The organism is Flavobacterium nackdongense (assembly GCF_004355225.1).
Lineage (GTDB): Bacteria > Bacteroidota > Bacteroidia > Flavobacteriales > Flavobacteriaceae > Flavobacterium > Flavobacterium nackdongense.
In genome coordinates this window covers 1174687-1189701 of the sequence record NZ_CP037933.1, presented here as the reverse complement: position 1 = coordinate 1189701, position 15015 = coordinate 1174687, and the positions used below count along the sequence as shown (strand labels likewise).

The 15015-nt window shown below is 37.4% G+C and carries 11 protein-coding genes; 1 reads left to right on the top strand and 10 read right to left on the bottom strand.

Translation table 11 applies throughout. The features are described 5' to 3' along the window. Positions 1-285 precede the first annotated feature (285 nt). From secA to E1750_RS04675, 5 genes are all read right to left on the bottom strand, one after another. Positions 286-3627, bottom strand: coding sequence for a preprotein translocase subunit SecA (gene secA / locus E1750_RS04695; protein ID WP_133275658.1), 3342 nt, complete (start codon positions 3625-3627; stop codon positions 286-288). Positions 3628-3784: 157 nt separating this feature from the next. Beyond that, on the bottom strand, positions 3785-4006 hold the full coding sequence (locus tag E1750_RS04690) for a DUF2795 domain-containing protein (RefSeq protein ID WP_007138072.1): 222 nt from the start codon (positions 4004-4006) through the stop codon (positions 3785-3787). Positions 4007-4223: 217 nt separating this feature from the next. Then, positions 4224-4793 (bottom strand): cob(I)yrinic acid a,c-diamide adenosyltransferase, encoded by a 570-nt coding sequence (locus E1750_RS04685; protein ID WP_133275657.1) that lies wholly within the window; start codon positions 4791-4793, stop codon positions 4224-4226. 63 nt (positions 4794-4856) lie between these two features. Next, positions 4857-5543 (bottom strand): ABC transporter ATP-binding protein, encoded by a 687-nt coding sequence (locus E1750_RS04680; RefSeq protein ID WP_133275656.1) that lies wholly within the window; start codon positions 5541-5543, stop codon positions 4857-4859. Positions 5544-5649: 106 nt separating this feature from the next. Beyond that, a complete protein-coding gene (locus tag E1750_RS04675; protein ID WP_133275655.1) occupies positions 5650-6456 on the bottom strand; it encodes an O-methyltransferase in 807 nt (268 codons plus the stop codon). Between the two features lie 179 nt (positions 6457-6635). On the opposite strand from E1750_RS04675, the gene E1750_RS04670 reads away from it, so the two are divergent. Further along, positions 6636-8186 carry an SDR family NAD(P)-dependent oxidoreductase gene (locus E1750_RS04670; RefSeq protein WP_133275654.1) on the top strand — a complete coding sequence of 517 codons (1551 nt, stop codon included), beginning with the start codon at positions 6636-6638 and terminating at the stop codon, positions 8184-8186. 324 nt (positions 8187-8510) lie between these two features. Here E1750_RS04670 and E1750_RS04665 read toward each other — a convergent pair whose 3' ends face one another. From E1750_RS04665 to E1750_RS04645, 5 genes are all read right to left on the bottom strand, one after another. Beyond that, a complete protein-coding gene (locus E1750_RS04665) occupies positions 8511-9791 on the bottom strand; it encodes a BamA/TamA family outer membrane protein (RefSeq protein WP_133275653.1) in 1281 nt (426 codons plus the stop codon). 221 nt (positions 9792-10012) lie between these two features. Then, the gene (locus tag E1750_RS04660) at positions 10013-10471 is read right to left on the bottom strand and encodes an FKBP-type peptidyl-prolyl cis-trans isomerase (protein ID WP_133275652.1); all 459 of its coding nucleotides are present in this window, start codon (positions 10469-10471) and stop codon (positions 10013-10015) included. 467 nt (positions 10472-10938) lie between these two features. Continuing rightward, the gene (locus E1750_RS04655) at positions 10939-11721 is read right to left on the bottom strand and encodes a DUF4304 domain-containing protein (RefSeq protein WP_133275651.1); all 783 of its coding nucleotides are present in this window, start codon (positions 11719-11721) and stop codon (positions 10939-10941) included. Between the two features lie 369 nt (positions 11722-12090). Beyond that, complete coding sequence (locus tag E1750_RS04650) at positions 12091-13965, bottom strand: ABC-F family ATP-binding cassette domain-containing protein (protein ID WP_133275650.1); 1875 nt, start codon at positions 13963-13965, stop codon at positions 12091-12093. Between the two features lie 88 nt (positions 13966-14053). Further along, positions 14054-15007 carry a T9SS C-terminal target domain-containing protein gene (locus E1750_RS04645; RefSeq protein ID WP_133275649.1) on the bottom strand — a complete coding sequence of 318 codons (954 nt, stop codon included), beginning with the start codon at positions 15005-15007 and terminating at the stop codon, positions 14054-14056. Positions 15008-15015 lie beyond the last annotated feature (8 nt).

The following is a 15015-nucleotide window of genomic DNA, read 5'->3' as shown; positions in this document are numbered from 1 at the left end:
CTAATCCCTTTTTGGACTATTTTTCTTTTCTCTTTTTTCCTCTTTTTTTTTCTTGGCGGTTTTAAGAGGTTCTTTTTTTACGTTTTTCTTTGCGTCTTGACTCTTTGCCATTTTATGTGTTTTTAAAGGTTATATTTTTGATATATTAAACAAGTAAATATAAAGAAAATATTCCTTATGCGAAGGTTTTATTCCTACTTATTTCAAATGAAAAAATCCTCAACTACTTTCGCAATTGAGGATTGAATTGTTTATTTAGTTTGCAATCTGCAATCTAAAATCTATTTAATGAACCAAAACCCAAGTTCCGCTAGCGATTAAGCTTTCGGCTTTTTTGTATTTCATTTCTTGTGTTTGTCCATTAGCCACATTTTGAATCGTTACGGTATCGTTGCGATTAATTTTCGGTTGGTCGCGAACGATAGTTTCTGTTACCTGACGCGGTTGCGTTTGTCCCGCTTCACGATTGGCACTTTCGCTGCTTACGATTTCGTCTTTAGTCTCGGTATATTTTTCTTTCTGACGGACTTCTTTTGCTTCTTGAATGGCTGGAGCTTGTTGTTGTGGCAAATCTCCTTTGAACAAGAACGAAATCACTTCTTTATTAACCCCATTCAACATCGAGCTAAACAAATTGTAGGCTTCGAATTTATAGATAAGTAATGGATCTTTTTGTTCGTGCACTGCCAATTGAACCGATTGTTTTAACTCGTCCATTTTACGTAAATGTTTCTTCCAAGCTTCATCCACTATCGCTAGAGTGATGTTTTTCTCAAAATCGGCAACCAATTGATTTCCTTTAGATTCATACGCTTTCTTCAAATCAGTAACCACATTCAAGGATTTTATTCCATCCGTAAACGGAACAATGATACGCTCGTATTGATTATTTTTATCTTCATATACATTACTGATGATTGGTAAAGCCTCTCTGGCACTGCGTTCTGTCTTTTCAGTATAAAATTGAGAAGCCGCTTTATACACTTTTCCGGTCAATTCCATTTCGGTCAATTTGCTGAAATCGCTTTCAGAAACTGGAGAAGTGATAGAGAAATAACGAATCAATTCGAATTCAAAATTTTTGAAATCATTCGATGCTTTATTTTCGCTCACGATTAAATCGCAAGTGTCATATAGCATATTGGCGATGTCGAGTTTCAAACGCTCTCCGTGCAAAGCGTGACGACGACGTTTGTACACCACTTCACGTTGTGCATTCATAACGTCATCATATTCTAACAAACGTTTACGAACTCCAAAGTTATTTTCCTCTACTTTTTTCTGCGCTCTTTCGATAGATTTGGTCATCATCGAATGTTGGATAACTTCACCTTCTTGCAATCCCATTCTGTCCATTACTTTGGCCACTCTTTCGGAACCAAACAAACGCATCAAGTTGTCTTCAAGCGAAACATAAAATTGTGAGCTTCCCGGATCTCCTTGACGACCGGCACGACCACGCAACTGACGGTCTACACGACGTGAATCGTGACGTTCTGTTCCCACGATGGCTAAACCTCCGGCAGCTTTTACCTCGGCAGAAAGTTTAATATCCGTTCCACGACCCGCCATATTGGTAGCGATAGTTACTACACCTGGTTTACCTGCTTCTTCTACAATTTGAGCTTCTTGCTTGTGCATTTTTGCATTCAAAACGTTGTGGGTTATCCCACGCATTTTTAGCATTCGGCTCAATAATTCCGAAATCTCAACAGAGGTTGTACCAATTAAAACCGGTCTTCCTGCATTCGATAATTCGGTAACATCTTCGATTACAGCATTGAATTTTTCACGAGTGGTTTTATAAATAAAATCTTCTTTGTCTTTTCTAATCAGTGGGTTGTTAGTTGGGATTTCAACTACGTCTAATTTATAGATTTGCCATAACTCGCCCGCTTCGGTAACCGCCGTTCCTGTCATACCAGCCAATTTGCTGTACATTCTGAAATAGTTTTGCAGGGTTACGGTTGCAAAAGTTTGAGTAGCATCTTCGATTTTTACACTTTCTTTAGCTTCAATCGCTTGGTGTAATCCGTCTGAATAACGGCGGCCATCCATAATACGGCCCGTTTGCTCATCGACAATAAGAATTTTATTGTCCATTATTACATATTCGACATCTTTTTCGAATAGGGTGTAAGCTTTTAGCAATTGTGTCAGGGTATGAATACGTTCGCTTTTCACACCGAAATCTTGGAATAATTTTTCTTTTTCCTCGGCTTCTTTGTCTTTCTCTAGATTTTTCTTTTCGATAATGGCTATCTCAGTTCCAATGTCTGGTAAAACGAAGAAATTACTATCGGTATCTCCGGAAAGGAATTTGATTCCGTTATCCGTCAATTCTACCTGATTGTTTTTCTCTTCAATTACAAAATACAAGGCTTCGTCCACTTTTGGCATTTCGCGGTTGTTATCTTGCATGTATTGGTTTTCGGTTTTTTGAAGCAATTGTTTGATTCCTTCTTCACTCAAAAACTTAATTAAGGCTTTGTTTTTTGGCAAACTTCGGTGCGCTCTCAATAATAAGAAACCACCATCTTTTGTATTTCCTTCTTTGATTAATTTTTTAGCTTCCGACAAAAATCCGTTGGCCAATTGACGTTGAAGCGCCACCAAGTTTTCGATTTTTGGTTTCAACTCATTAAATTCGTGACGATCCCCTTGTGGAACGGGACCCGAAATAATCAATGGCGTTCTAGCGTCATCAATCAAAACCGAATCGACCTCGTCGACAATGGCATAATTGTGTTTTCTTTGTACCAAATCGTCTGGCGAATGTGCCATATTGTCTCTCAAATAGTCGAAACCAAATTCGTTATTTGTACCGTAAGTAATGTCGGCATTATAGGCTTTTTTTCTACCTTCAGAATTAGGTTGGTGATTGTCGATACAATCTACAGTTAACCCGTGAAATTCAAAAAGAGGGGCTTTCCACGTACTATCACGTTTAGCCAAATAGTCGTTTACCGTTACCAAATGCACTCCGTTTCCGGTCAAAGCATTCAAATAAATTGGCAAAGTCGCTACCAATGTTTTTCCTTCCCCAGTTTGCATTTCGGCAATTTTACCTTCGTGCAAAACCATTCCACCAATCAATTGAACATCGTAGTGAATCATGTCCCAAGTAATTTGTTTACCAGCAGCATTCCAGGAATTAGACCAAATAGCGTGGTCACCATCAAGTGTGATGTAGGTTTTCGTTGCCGAAAGTTCTCTGTCCTGAGGGGTGGCAGTCACTTTTATTTCGGTATTTTCTTTGAAACGTTTGGCGGTTTCTTTCACCACCGCAAAAGCTTCAGGAAGAATTTCCATCAAGGTTTTTTCTGAAATTTCGTAGGCCTCTTTTTCCAAAGCATCAATTTCTACATAGATGTCTTCGCGTTTGTCTATATCCGCAATGGCTTCTGCTTCTGATTTTAATGAAGCGATTTTAGCATCTTTTTCGGCGCGGGCTTGTTGTATTTTGTCTTTAAAAAAAGTGGTTCTAGCTCTTAATTCATCATTGGATAAGGCAGCTAAAGCGCTTTCGAATGTTTTAATTTTAGCTAAATAAGGTTGCAAAGCTTTGACATCTTTTTGAGATTTATCTCCGACAAAGGCTTTGATGATGCTGTTTATGAAACTCATTTTTATTTGCGAATTACGAATTACAAACTACGAATTGAAACTATTTCAAATCGTAATTATTATTTTTAATTGATTTATTATGTACTATCTAAATTACAGTCTGTAAATTTAACCAAAAAAAAAGCCTCTTTTGAGACTTTTTTCTTGAGATTTTTATTTAATATTCATCCTCATTCCAAAGATAATCTTCGTCAGTAGGATAATCTGGCCATATTTCTTCCATTGACTCATATATTTCCCCTTCGTCTTCTATCGACTGTAGGTTTTCAACTACTTCTAATGGAGCCCCAGCTCTAATAGCATAATCGATAAGTTCGTCTTTGTTAGCAGGCCACGGTGCATCACTTAAGTAGGATGCTAATTCTAATGTCCAATACATCTTATGTCTGTTTAGTTTTGTGCAAAAATAATTTTTTTACTGAAAAATACAAGTAAAAAAACATTTATTTTTAGTTAAAGTTAAGAACGTTTTTTCAGACAGCAGATTTCAGTTTACAGATTTCAGATTGGTAGCAGGAAAATCTATTTGAATTACTGCAAATCTGTTGTCTAAATATTTGAATTCTGCCTTCTGCAACCTGAAATCTGCAACCTGACTACTTTCTCGGTATCCATTTTACCTCCTCAGCGCTCAAGTCAAATGACAACTTTCGTGCCAATACAAAAAGATAGTCAGAAAGTCGGTTAAGGTACATTATGACGATACCAGGAATGGGTTCGATGTGGTCTAATTGAACCGCAAGTCGTTCTGCACGACGACAAATACAGCGTGCAATATGACAATATGACACAGTAGTATGCCCTCCAGGTAATACAAAATGAGTCATTGGCGGCAAAGCTTCTTCCATCGTGTCGATTTCGTTTTCGAGTAATTCAATGTCGCTGTCTATAATTCCCAAATTTTGCAATCGCAGTTCCCCATTCTTCTTTACTTCTTTTTCAGGTGGAGTGGCTAGAATAGCACCAACAGTAAAAAGGCGATCTTGAATTTCGATCAGAATAGTTTGATAATGATGGTTCATTTCTTGATCCCGAATCAGTCCAATATAGGAATTCAATTCATCAACTGTACCATAACTTTCGATTCGAATATGGTCTTTGGGAACTCGAGTTCCTCCGAAAAGTGCTGTAGTACCTTTGTCGCCAGTTTTAGTGTATACTTTCATTTTTGTATGTTTAATCGGTTAATTGCTTAATCGGTTAATCGTTTAACCAATTAAGCGATTAATCTATTTTATTGTATCACTTTCAATCATTCCATCGCGCATTCTGATGATTCTTTTGGCGTGAGCGGCAATATCTTCTTCGTGGGTTACTACTATAATGGTGTTGCCGTTTTTGTGGATTTCTTCTAAAAGAGCCATAATTTCCTCTGAAGTTTTACTATCGAGGTTTCCTGTAGGTTCGTCGGCAAGAATAATCGAAGGCTTGTTGACTAAGGCTCTGGCAATGGCCACTCTTTGTCTTTGACCGCCCGAAAGTTGGTTGGGTTGATGGTCCATTCTATCGGCAAGATTCACTTGTTTTAGTACTTCAGTAGCTCGAGTATTTCGCTCTGATTTAGAATGTCCAGCATAAATCATAGGTAAAGCTACATTGTCTAAAGCGGTGGTTCTTGGCAAAAGATTGAAGGTTTGGAATATAAAGCCAATTTCTTTATTTCGAATGTCTGCCAATTCATCGTCTTGCATTTGGCTTACGTCCTTTCCGTTGAGGATGTAGGTTCCTGAAGTAGGCGTGTCTAAACATCCTAAAAGGTTCATCAAGGTAGATTTTCCAGAGCCCGAAGGTCCCATCAATGCTACATATTCGCCTTTATTTATTTCTAAATCAATACCTTTTAGTACATAAACGATTTCGTTTCCTAGAGCAAAATCTCGTTTGATTTGGCTAATTTTAATTAATGGATTACTCATTTATTGCGATACATTTTAAGAGTTCAGATAGTTAACTATGGAATAGGACTGCTAATCTTGGGTATTGTTACAACAAATTTAAACAAATTAAACTTTTAAACAATTATTAAACTCGAATAACAAAATGTTCTTTGGGTTGCTCTATTCTAAAAAATACCAATCCCCATTGAAAAGTGTCGATGGTTACCGTTACTTTCGGATGATTTCGGATGATTTTCCAAGCGGCTTCCATTTCGGTTGACCAATGAATGTCATCAAAAATCCAGACTGTTTCATTGCAAATCGTGGGCAGTAAAAGTTGGAAGTAGTCTAAAGTAGCTTTTTTTGAATGATTGCCATCGAAATAAATCAGATTGCAGATTTCAGATTTTAGATTGCAGATTTGCAGGAAATCATTAAACTCGGTGGTGATACATTCCACATTTTCAAAATTGAATAATTGCAATTGATTTTTTGCAATTGCCATTGTTGTCGGGCAGCCTTCCAATGTAATTATCCTTGCGTTTGTATTGCCCAAGGCTAGGGCAGAAGTTGCTAATCCTAATGAGGTTCCTATTTCTAAAATAGACTCCGGCTGAAAATAATTTGCAATTCGAAACAATAATTCGGCGCGTTTGGGCGAAATTCCGGCGGTTTTTGCGATTTGCGAAATTTGTCGTGTATTGGATTTAAAAACTTTCGAACCCGCTCCGAAATCGGTAATTTGAATCGTTTTTTTGTTTGCTAAAAGTGAAGCTCTATATTTCTTTAAAACCTTGTATTGCTTCGCCTGTTCGCTCCCGCTCGGGTCAGGTTTAGATTTCCTATCATAAAAACATTTGGTAATCAAATTGAATACAAAAGGCGAATGCACAGCGTGTTCGTTTTTAGAATGCCAAAGGAATTGCAGATAAGATTTGATTTGGAAGAGCATAGTTTATTTCACAAAGGTTCACAAAGAGGTCACAAAGATACACAGAGATTTTTCAAAAATTCTAAAAACAAAAACTAGACTTTACGATACTTAGTTTTTTCCTTTGTGAAATAGCTGACGACTTAAACACTATATTTGCAGCTTGGGATTTTTACTCATGAAAATTCCTGTTTTAAATAATGATAAACGAAGAAATAGAAAATATTCGCGCCATAACTCCCGAAGAAATTGACCGTTGTATTGCGATTTTGGCGCAATTGAATACGGAAACCGATCAAATATTTGAAATTCCAAAGGAACAAAGAACCGCCTTGATCAAGGCAGCAGGACAATTTGCAAGGCCCGACCGCACCGAATTGGAAAAAAGAAAGAAAGATGGTAAAGCAGTAGCCAGACGCAAACAAGAAAAGAAAGACAGAACCGCTCGCAAAGAAACGGGTATTCGGTCGGCTCGGGAAGCGAATGTTTTTGTAGCTCCAAAATTATTGGCTTTGCAGGATTTGGAAAGCAAAGAACAATTAGAATTTGAAACGCCAAGAAAGTGTTATGTCTGCAAAACAGAGTTTACCAAAATGCACCACTTTTACGATACCATGTGCCCGGATTGTGGCGATTATAATTATGCCAAACGATTTCAAACGGCTGATGTCAACGGGCAAATAGCGGTCATAACAGGTTCGCGATTGAAAATTGGCTACCACATTACTTTGATGTTATTGCGCGGTGGAGCTACTGTTGTTGCCACAACTCGGTTTCCGGTGGATTCGGCTTTGCGGTTTGCCAAGGAAGCCGATTTTATGGATTGGGGACATCGATTGAAAATTCACGGATTGGATTTGAGACACATTCCCAGTGTGGAAATCTTCTGCAATTTTATCGAACAAAAATACGGTCGATTAGACATTCTCATCAATAATGCGGCACAAACAGTGCGTCGACCTGCGGGTTTTTACGCGCATTTGATGGAAAACGAAGAACTTCCTGTAGGTTCTTTGGCAAAATCGGCTCAGGAATTATTATTGGATCACACCAATTGTTTGGATGAATTGAAAGTACTGACTTCTGGATTTTCGACCAATGAAAATATGCCTGTAACTTGGCACGGTCCTGAGCCTGGAATTGGTTTGCGGGCTTCCGCCAAATTATCGCAGATTCCGTATTCGTTTGATAAGGCGCTGGTGGCGCAAGAAGTTTTCCCTGAAGGAGAACTCGACGCCGATTTGCAACAAGTCGATTTGCGAAAAGTAAACAGCTGGAGATTGAAATTGGGTCAGATTGAAACTACTGAAATGATTGAAGTACAATTAGTTAATTCGGTGGCGCCTTTTGTGTTGTGCAATCGTCTTTCGGAAGTGATGAAGAAAGACAATACAGGCAAAAAACACATTATCAATGTGTCGGCGATGGAAGGGAAGTTTTACCGTGATTTCAAGGAAGACCGGCACCCTCATACCAATATGGCAAAAGCTGCTTTGAATATGTTGACACACACTGCCGCGGGAACTTTGGCAAAGGATGGTATTTTTATGAATGCGGTTGACACAGGTTGGGTAACCGACGAAGATCCCGCCGAATTGGCCAAAAGAAAGCAGGAAGAACAAGATTTTCAGCCACCTTTGGATATTGTAGATGGGGCAGCAAGGGTTATGGATCCTTTGTTTGACGGAATCAACACGGGAAAACATTGGTCTGGGAAGTTTTTGAAAGATTACCGCCCGATCGCTTGGTAGTTTTTCAGATTTGACCAATTTTTGGTTCTGCTGGGTTTTGTGTAAATATTAATTTTTTAAACCATTGAGGCCATTAAGAAAATTAAGAGCAGTACAAAACTTAATTTTCTTACTGATTCTTAATGGTTATCCTTTTTTAGCTTTTCACCCAAAATTGTAGAACCAACTTTTTAAAAGTTGTCAAATCTTGTCTCGCGTGAGGGATGGCAGTGGAGCTCTTTTTTCATCAATTGCCTTGGGTTTAAACCCGTGGCAATTGATGAAAAAAAGCGGGAACGTACAGCCCGACCCGAAGTTTTTGCGAAGGGTCACGCCCAAATTATCTTAAAATCCTTCGCCATCATTGAAATAGAACGTATTTGATTGGCGTCCCAGACCGTAATTTAAAATAAAATTGGTTAGCGTATTTTTGTCTAACAATACTCGCAGCCCAACCCCCACTGCAGGCTGCACGGATTCGAATAAATGGAGGTTTTTGTCGGCAGCACTTGCTGTGGTGGCGTTGGCAAAAACGGTTCCGCTAATCATTTGATTTTTGGTGATGGGGAAGCGGTATTCCGTCTCGAAATACATCAGGTTTGTCCCTCGGAAAAGTCCTTGAATGTAGCCTTTTCCGCTCCGGCTGTTTTGGTCCCAACCTATTGCCGGCAAGTTGAGGTAGGGTAATTTTCCGCTGACCAAGAATTGCCCATAAGCCCAAAAGCCAAGTACATACTGCTTGATTTTTTTGCTTAGTGGAATAAAATATCTCGATTCGAGGAGTAAAGTAGAACTGTTTTTTTGATAATTGAATATTTTCGGATTGTAGCGGTAATTTAGGTTCAAAAACAGCCCTTTGTTGGTATTGATGAGGTTGTCTCTAGCGTCGTAAATTACATTCATACTCAATCCGTTGACCAAATAATAGTTCTCATTGAAGCCGTATTTTTTGGAATAATTGTAGTGGTCCGTGTACCTATTATTGGCAATGTCTAAATTTTTATCCTGTATGTGGGTGTAGCTGTCAAGGTGAATTCCGGCGCCAAGAAAAAAAGAGGGAAAGAGGTTGTAGGAAATGGTTTCGTGCAGCTTAAAATAATGATAATCCATAGGTTGTTCGATGCTGCTATAATCGAAATCTTGAAAACTAGCTCCATAGGGAACGATGTCTGTACCTAATCCGAAATTCGATTGGGAGAAAATATAATAGCGAAAGTCACCACTGAAAAAGTAGCGGTCATCATTGAGATACATATTATTTTTCACATAAGTAAGCAGTTGATGTTGAGAGCTATAAGAGGCGCCACCAGAGATTAGGGATATTTTGGTGTTTTCTTTTTCTTTAAAACTGTATTGGCCAATGAAACCCAACGTGAAACCATTTGCGGGCTGATAACCGAGCGTAGGGAAGGCTATTAATCGGGTTTTGGACTTCTGTTTTGGGAGTCTGATTTTAAGTGTGTCTTCTTTGGTAAACAAATCGACAATGGAACGTAGCGGGCGTTTTTTCTCTTTTTCGATGGTGTCGTTTTGCGAAAAGGTAAATTGCCACGAACAGAGGAATAGAAGGAATAGGCAAATTGGTTTTGCTTCAAAAATAGTTTTAGTATTGATGTGAAGCTTCAAGTTAAATGCAAATTATTTTCGTTGAATTCGGCAATCCAATTGTTTTAAGGCATAAAACTACTAAAAATATATTCTATTTGAATAATTTTAAGGTAAAAGAATTCTTTTTTTAAGGTTAATTGATTGAAAAATTAAATCAAAAAAAACCACAATAGAAAGTCAATTCTACTGTGGTTTATGTTTTTTAGTTTCTTCTTGAAAAAATATAAACTTCTTAGTTTTTAATTCACTGAAATTAATTTCACGTCAAAAATAAGTACTGAGCCTCCGGGAATACCTTGGTAATTATAACTTCCGTATCCAAGATGTGATGGAACTAAAAGTATACCATCGCCGCCAGTTTTGAAATAAGGAATTCCTTCTGTCCAGCCTTTGATTACTTGCTGTAGTCCAAATGAAATACCTGCATCAGGACTTTTATCGAATACTGTTCCGTTGGTGAAATAGCCTTTGTAGGCTACGGTTACATTCGAACTTGCTGTAGGTTGTGTTCCGGTTCCAAGATTTTTGATTACGTAATACAAACCTGATGCGCTCCTTTGGGCTGTTAAATTGTTTTTAGCAATATAATCTTTGATTTCTTGCTCGTTTTTGGCCGTATAATCTACTGTCGGATTATTGTCTTTTGTACAAGAAATAAAAAGAGTTAAGGCTAATAATGCGGATAAAATGTGTTTCATTGTAATTTATTTTTTTTGCGACAAATATAGGAAGATTTCTTTGCAATTGGAATTCATTTATTGAAAGCCTCAGTAGTATTTCAGATCGAACTATAGGACTAAATAGTTATTTTATTGGGCCGCATTTTTTTTGGCACAAGCCTCGATTTTGTAACAGTTGGGGGTATTTATTGATAGTATCATTTGATAGTATCATAAGTAGTTTTTTTTCTTTAAAGAGGCAATTGTTTGGATTAATTTTAGTTCGAAAGTTACATTTTGTTTGTGGTCACAAGCGTGACGCTTGTTATGGAATGGAAAATTGGATTAGGTACGAGCAATATGCTCGCACTAGCGGGGGATGTGGCGGATTTTCAGCACAAAAGGTCAATAGAATTACTGTTGTTGAACCTTGCACAAATGTTTCATAGAAGCACTTCAGCCGCCATATTGCCAAACCGATGTTACCTGCTGGCGTTATTGTCTGTTTATAATTTAACTTCATATCTGTCAGCAAGTTTTTTAATACCGTCTATGTAATATTGGTTAATATGTGAAGTTACTTTTTCTTTTCTTGTACCATCGGGCAAAACAATTGTTTCTGTAACAGTCTGTGGTTTTAAGGCATTTTCATAATATTCAAGTATTGTTTTTCGCCCTTTTTCTTTCTGGTCAGTTAACATATAAAATGCAATTAAGTAATATGGCGAAAGTGTCGGACTAATATACTTCTCGTCTTTATCTATAAATTTTTTTAGCTTTTCAAGTGAAGTGTAATTTTCGAAAATTGGTTTTAAATACGTTTCAAGGTCAGTCTTTATTTGCTCGGCAGTTTTAGATGGGTCAATATTTCTTGAAATTGTATACCAATGGTCTCGGTTGTGAGAAAATGTTCCAAGTCGGTTTTGAATAAAACAGTCATATGTTTTTGGAAATTCGTTGTGAACTTCTTTGTCCGTAATAATTGAAGTAATGTCTGAATTGTAGAAGCCAAAGTTGAATGTAAAAGTTACACTGTCATTGTATGAATTCCATTGACTTTTTTGAACATTGAAACATTGAGTAACATCATTTGTTTGTCGAGCAAAATGAAGTGCTTTTTTCTTAAAACCGTTTTCTTTGAAGAAAGGAATGATTGTCCCTTTGCAAATTTGGTCAAAATGATTTTTCAAGTCCACAGTTTCCATAGTTGAGTTGTCAGTCGGAAATTTATTTTCTGTTGCTGTTTTTTGAGCTGGTTTAATGCCAAATAATTTTGAAAACAATCCCATTGTTCACTTAATAATTTCAATTTGTCTATTTATTTCTGTCATTCTGTGTCGTTCGCTACGCTTGCAGGTAACTTGTATATAGGTCTGCCAAAACCAGACCTATCACTCCAAATTCGGGTGGATAAGTCTGACTGCAATCAGACTTTATTAGTATTCAAATATAATATTTTTTTCTTACAAATTATTAAAAGGATTCTATATATAAAACAACCCCAACAATTTTAGCTTAACACTTACATTGTTGGGGTTCATTATTTTTATTATACAAAGTTTTGCAAAGGCTCTCGAAGATTCACAATGATTAAAAGGTTAAAAAAACTTCGTGATACTTTGTGTTTTCTTTTGTGAATCTTCGTGAAATTAACGCTATTAACCTTCCATCTTCGCACTCAATTCAAACCAGCGTTCCTCTTTTGCATCGATTTTATGAATGAGGTTTTCCAGTTCTTTGGCTTTTTTCTCGATGTCGGCATCGGCTACTTTTCCTTCCGAAAATAGTTGCTCGATTTTGGTTTTTTCGATTTCCAAATCCTTGATTTCTCTCTCGATTTTTTGAAATTCTTTTTGCTCGTTGAAGGTCAAATTTCCGGTTGGATTGTTTTGTTTCCAGTCTTTCTTTGCTGTCATTGCGAGGTTCGAAGCAATCTCTTTTTGGGCTACATCGGCGCTGTCTTCATAAGCTCTAAAATCGGAATAATTTCCGGGGAATGTTTCAATTTCGCCTTGGCCTCTAAAAACAAATAATTGATCCACGATTTTGTCCATAAAATAACGGTCGTGCGACACTACCAGCAAACATCCAGGATAATCCAAAAGGAAACTTTCTAAGACATTTAAGGTTACAATATCTAAATCATTCGTAGGCTCATCGAGAATTAGGAAGTTCGGATTTTGGATTAAAACCGTACACAAATACAGTCGTTTCAGCTCGCCACCGCTCAATTTTTCGACATAATCGTATTGTTTTTTGGAATCAAATAGAAAACGCTCCAACAATTGCGAAGCCGAAATCAATCTGCCTTTGGTCAACGGAATGAATTCCCCGTATTCTTTGATGACATCAATTACGCGTTGTCCCGGTTTTGGGTTGATGCCGCTTTGGGTGTAATAGCCAATTTTGATGGTTTCGCCTACGACCACTTTTCCAGAATCTAAAGGAATGGTTCCGGTCAATAAATTCAGGAAAGTCGATTTTCCAGTTCCATTTTTTCCAATAATTCCAATGCGTTCCCCACGTTGAAAATCAAAACTGAAATTATCCAAAATCACGTGATCCTTGAATTTTTTGGAAATTTTATGAAGCTCGATGATCTTGCTTCCCATTCGTTCCATATTGATTTCGAGTTCCACTTTATTCTCCCGACGGCGACTTTGTGCTTTTTCCTTAATCACATAAAAATCATCCTGACGCGATTTGCTTTTGCAAGTACGTGCTTTGGGTTGGCGACGCATCCATTCCAATTCTTTGACGAACAGGTTTTGGGCTTTGTCCACACTCGAATTTTCGGAAGCGATTCGCTCTTCTTTTTTTTCTAAATAGTACGAGTAATTTCCTTTGTATTGGTATATTTTTCCGTTGTCTAATTCGATGATTTCGTTGCAAACGCGTTCCAAAAAGAAACGGTCGTGCGTCACCATAAACAAGGTGATATTTTCTTTGGCAAAATAACTTTCCAACCATTCGATCATCTCCAAATCCAAGTGATTCGTAGGTTCATCCAGAATTAACAAATCAGGACGATTGATCAAAATAATGGCCAATGACAAACGTTTTTTCTGTCCACCCGAAAGATTTTTTACCTTCAGTTTGAAATCTTCCAACTTCAATTTGAACAAAATTTGCTTGAATTGGGTTTCGAAATCCCAAGCGTTGTGTTGGTCCATTCCGTCGAAAGCTTTTTGGTAGGCTTCTTCGTCTTCAGGATTTTCTAATGCTTTTTCGTAGGCTTCAATTACTTTTAAACTTTCGTTATCCGAAGCGAAAATACTTTCTTCAATCGTTAATTCATCTTGTAATTTATTGTCTTGAGATAAAAAAGCCATTCTGATGCTTTTGCGCAGCACGACTTGTCCCGTGTCGGGTTCATCAAAACCATTGATGATGTTCATAATGGTAGTTTTTCCCGAACCGTTTTTGGCTATAAAAGCAATTTTTTGGTCTTTGTTGATTCCGAAGGAAATGTCTTTAAAAAGCGTGCGCTCTCCAAAAGATTTTGAAATGTTTTCGACTGATAAGTAATTCACAAGGCTAATTTTTTTGCAAAAATAGGTTTTTATAACGGAAGTTTCTAGGCTATATTCAAATGGAACGCGGGCAGCTTAGTGTGTCAATTTAAGGAGTAAGAAAAGGACTCAAATCCAGCGAGTGCCATTGTTGTCGATTATTAATTATTGGTTTTTTTATGAAGGATTCATTGGTGATATAAAACGTTTTTTCGTCGAAAGTGGCAATTGCTTCAATTTGATGAAAAGGTAATCCGAGGTCAATTCTTCGCTTGTTACCACTCGAAAAATGATTATTTTGGTAGTCGTATAAAAGGTATAGAAAGGGTTTTCCATTTCGGGTGTAGCCGCAAAGTACGATGGCATTTCGGGAACTCAAAAGGCTTGCATCGGTGACCAATCCTTTGACGTTTATGGTTTCTTTTAGTTGCGCAATGTGTTTGCCTGCTGACTTTGGCAAGGCGTAAATGCTGGTTTCATTTTGAGTCCATTGTTTGGTAAATAAGTAGATACTGTCTTGGGTTACGACAAAGGCTTCGCAATCAAAATCGGTCGTGTTTCCTTTTTTGGGGCTAAAATCAATTTGATTCGAATACGAAAAAGAGAGGGTATCAATGACGGGTTTATGGGCTAAAAAAGATTTTTTTTCGATTCTCAGAATGTGTAAGTCCGTGCGATTGCCTCTCGAATTATTCCCGAAATCGCCAATATAGAGGTATGAATTGTCCTGTGAAATAGACTCCCAATCGTTATTTTTTATATTTTCAAGATGGACTTTCTTTTGAATTTTACCATTGGAATTCAAACCATAAATGGCAGTATCGGTATCGTCATTGTGTGTCCAAAATAAATTATCGAACGCAATGAGTCCGGAGGTTTCAACCAAAGAATCGCTAAGTTGCACTGTGGTTATTGGTTTTATTTTAATAGAATCATACAAGCAACTACCGTCATTTATGGTGGCTTGACTGTTATAATTTTTGGCAAGAGAATCTGTGCAGCCTTGAATCTGGCTATAACTGATAGTGTGAATTAAGATGAAAACAAAAACGAACTGTTTCATTAGATATT

Coding starts and splice junctions, on each gene's coding strand:
- E1750_RS04655 (WP_133275651.1), bottom strand. CDS start 11,721: ATGGGATTGTTTTCAAAATTATTTGGCATTAAACCAGCTCAAAAAACA.
- E1750_RS04690 (WP_007138072.1), bottom strand. CDS start 4,006: ATGTATTGGACATTAGAATTAGCATCCTACTTAAGTGATGCACCGTGG.
- E1750_RS04685 (WP_133275657.1), bottom strand. CDS start 4,793: ATGAAAGTATACACTAAAACTGGCGACAAAGGTACTACAGCACTTTTC.
- E1750_RS04680 (WP_133275656.1), bottom strand. CDS start 5,543: ATGAGTAATCCATTAATTAAAATTAGCCAAATCAAACGAGATTTTGCT.
- E1750_RS04670 (WP_133275654.1), top strand. CDS start 6,636: ATGATAAACGAAGAAATAGAAAATATTCGCGCCATAACTCCCGAAGAA.
- secA (WP_133275658.1), bottom strand. CDS start 3,627: ATGAGTTTCATAAACAGCATCATCAAAGCCTTTGTCGGAGATAAATCT.
- E1750_RS04660 (WP_133275652.1), bottom strand. CDS start 10,471: ATGAAACACATTTTATCCGCATTATTAGCCTTAACTCTTTTTATTTCT.
- E1750_RS04645 (WP_133275649.1), bottom strand. CDS start 15,007: ATGAAACAGTTCGTTTTTGTTTTCATCTTAATTCACACTATCAGTTAT.
- E1750_RS04675 (WP_133275655.1), bottom strand. CDS start 6,456: ATGCTCTTCCAAATCAAATCTTATCTGCAATTCCTTTGGCATTCTAAA.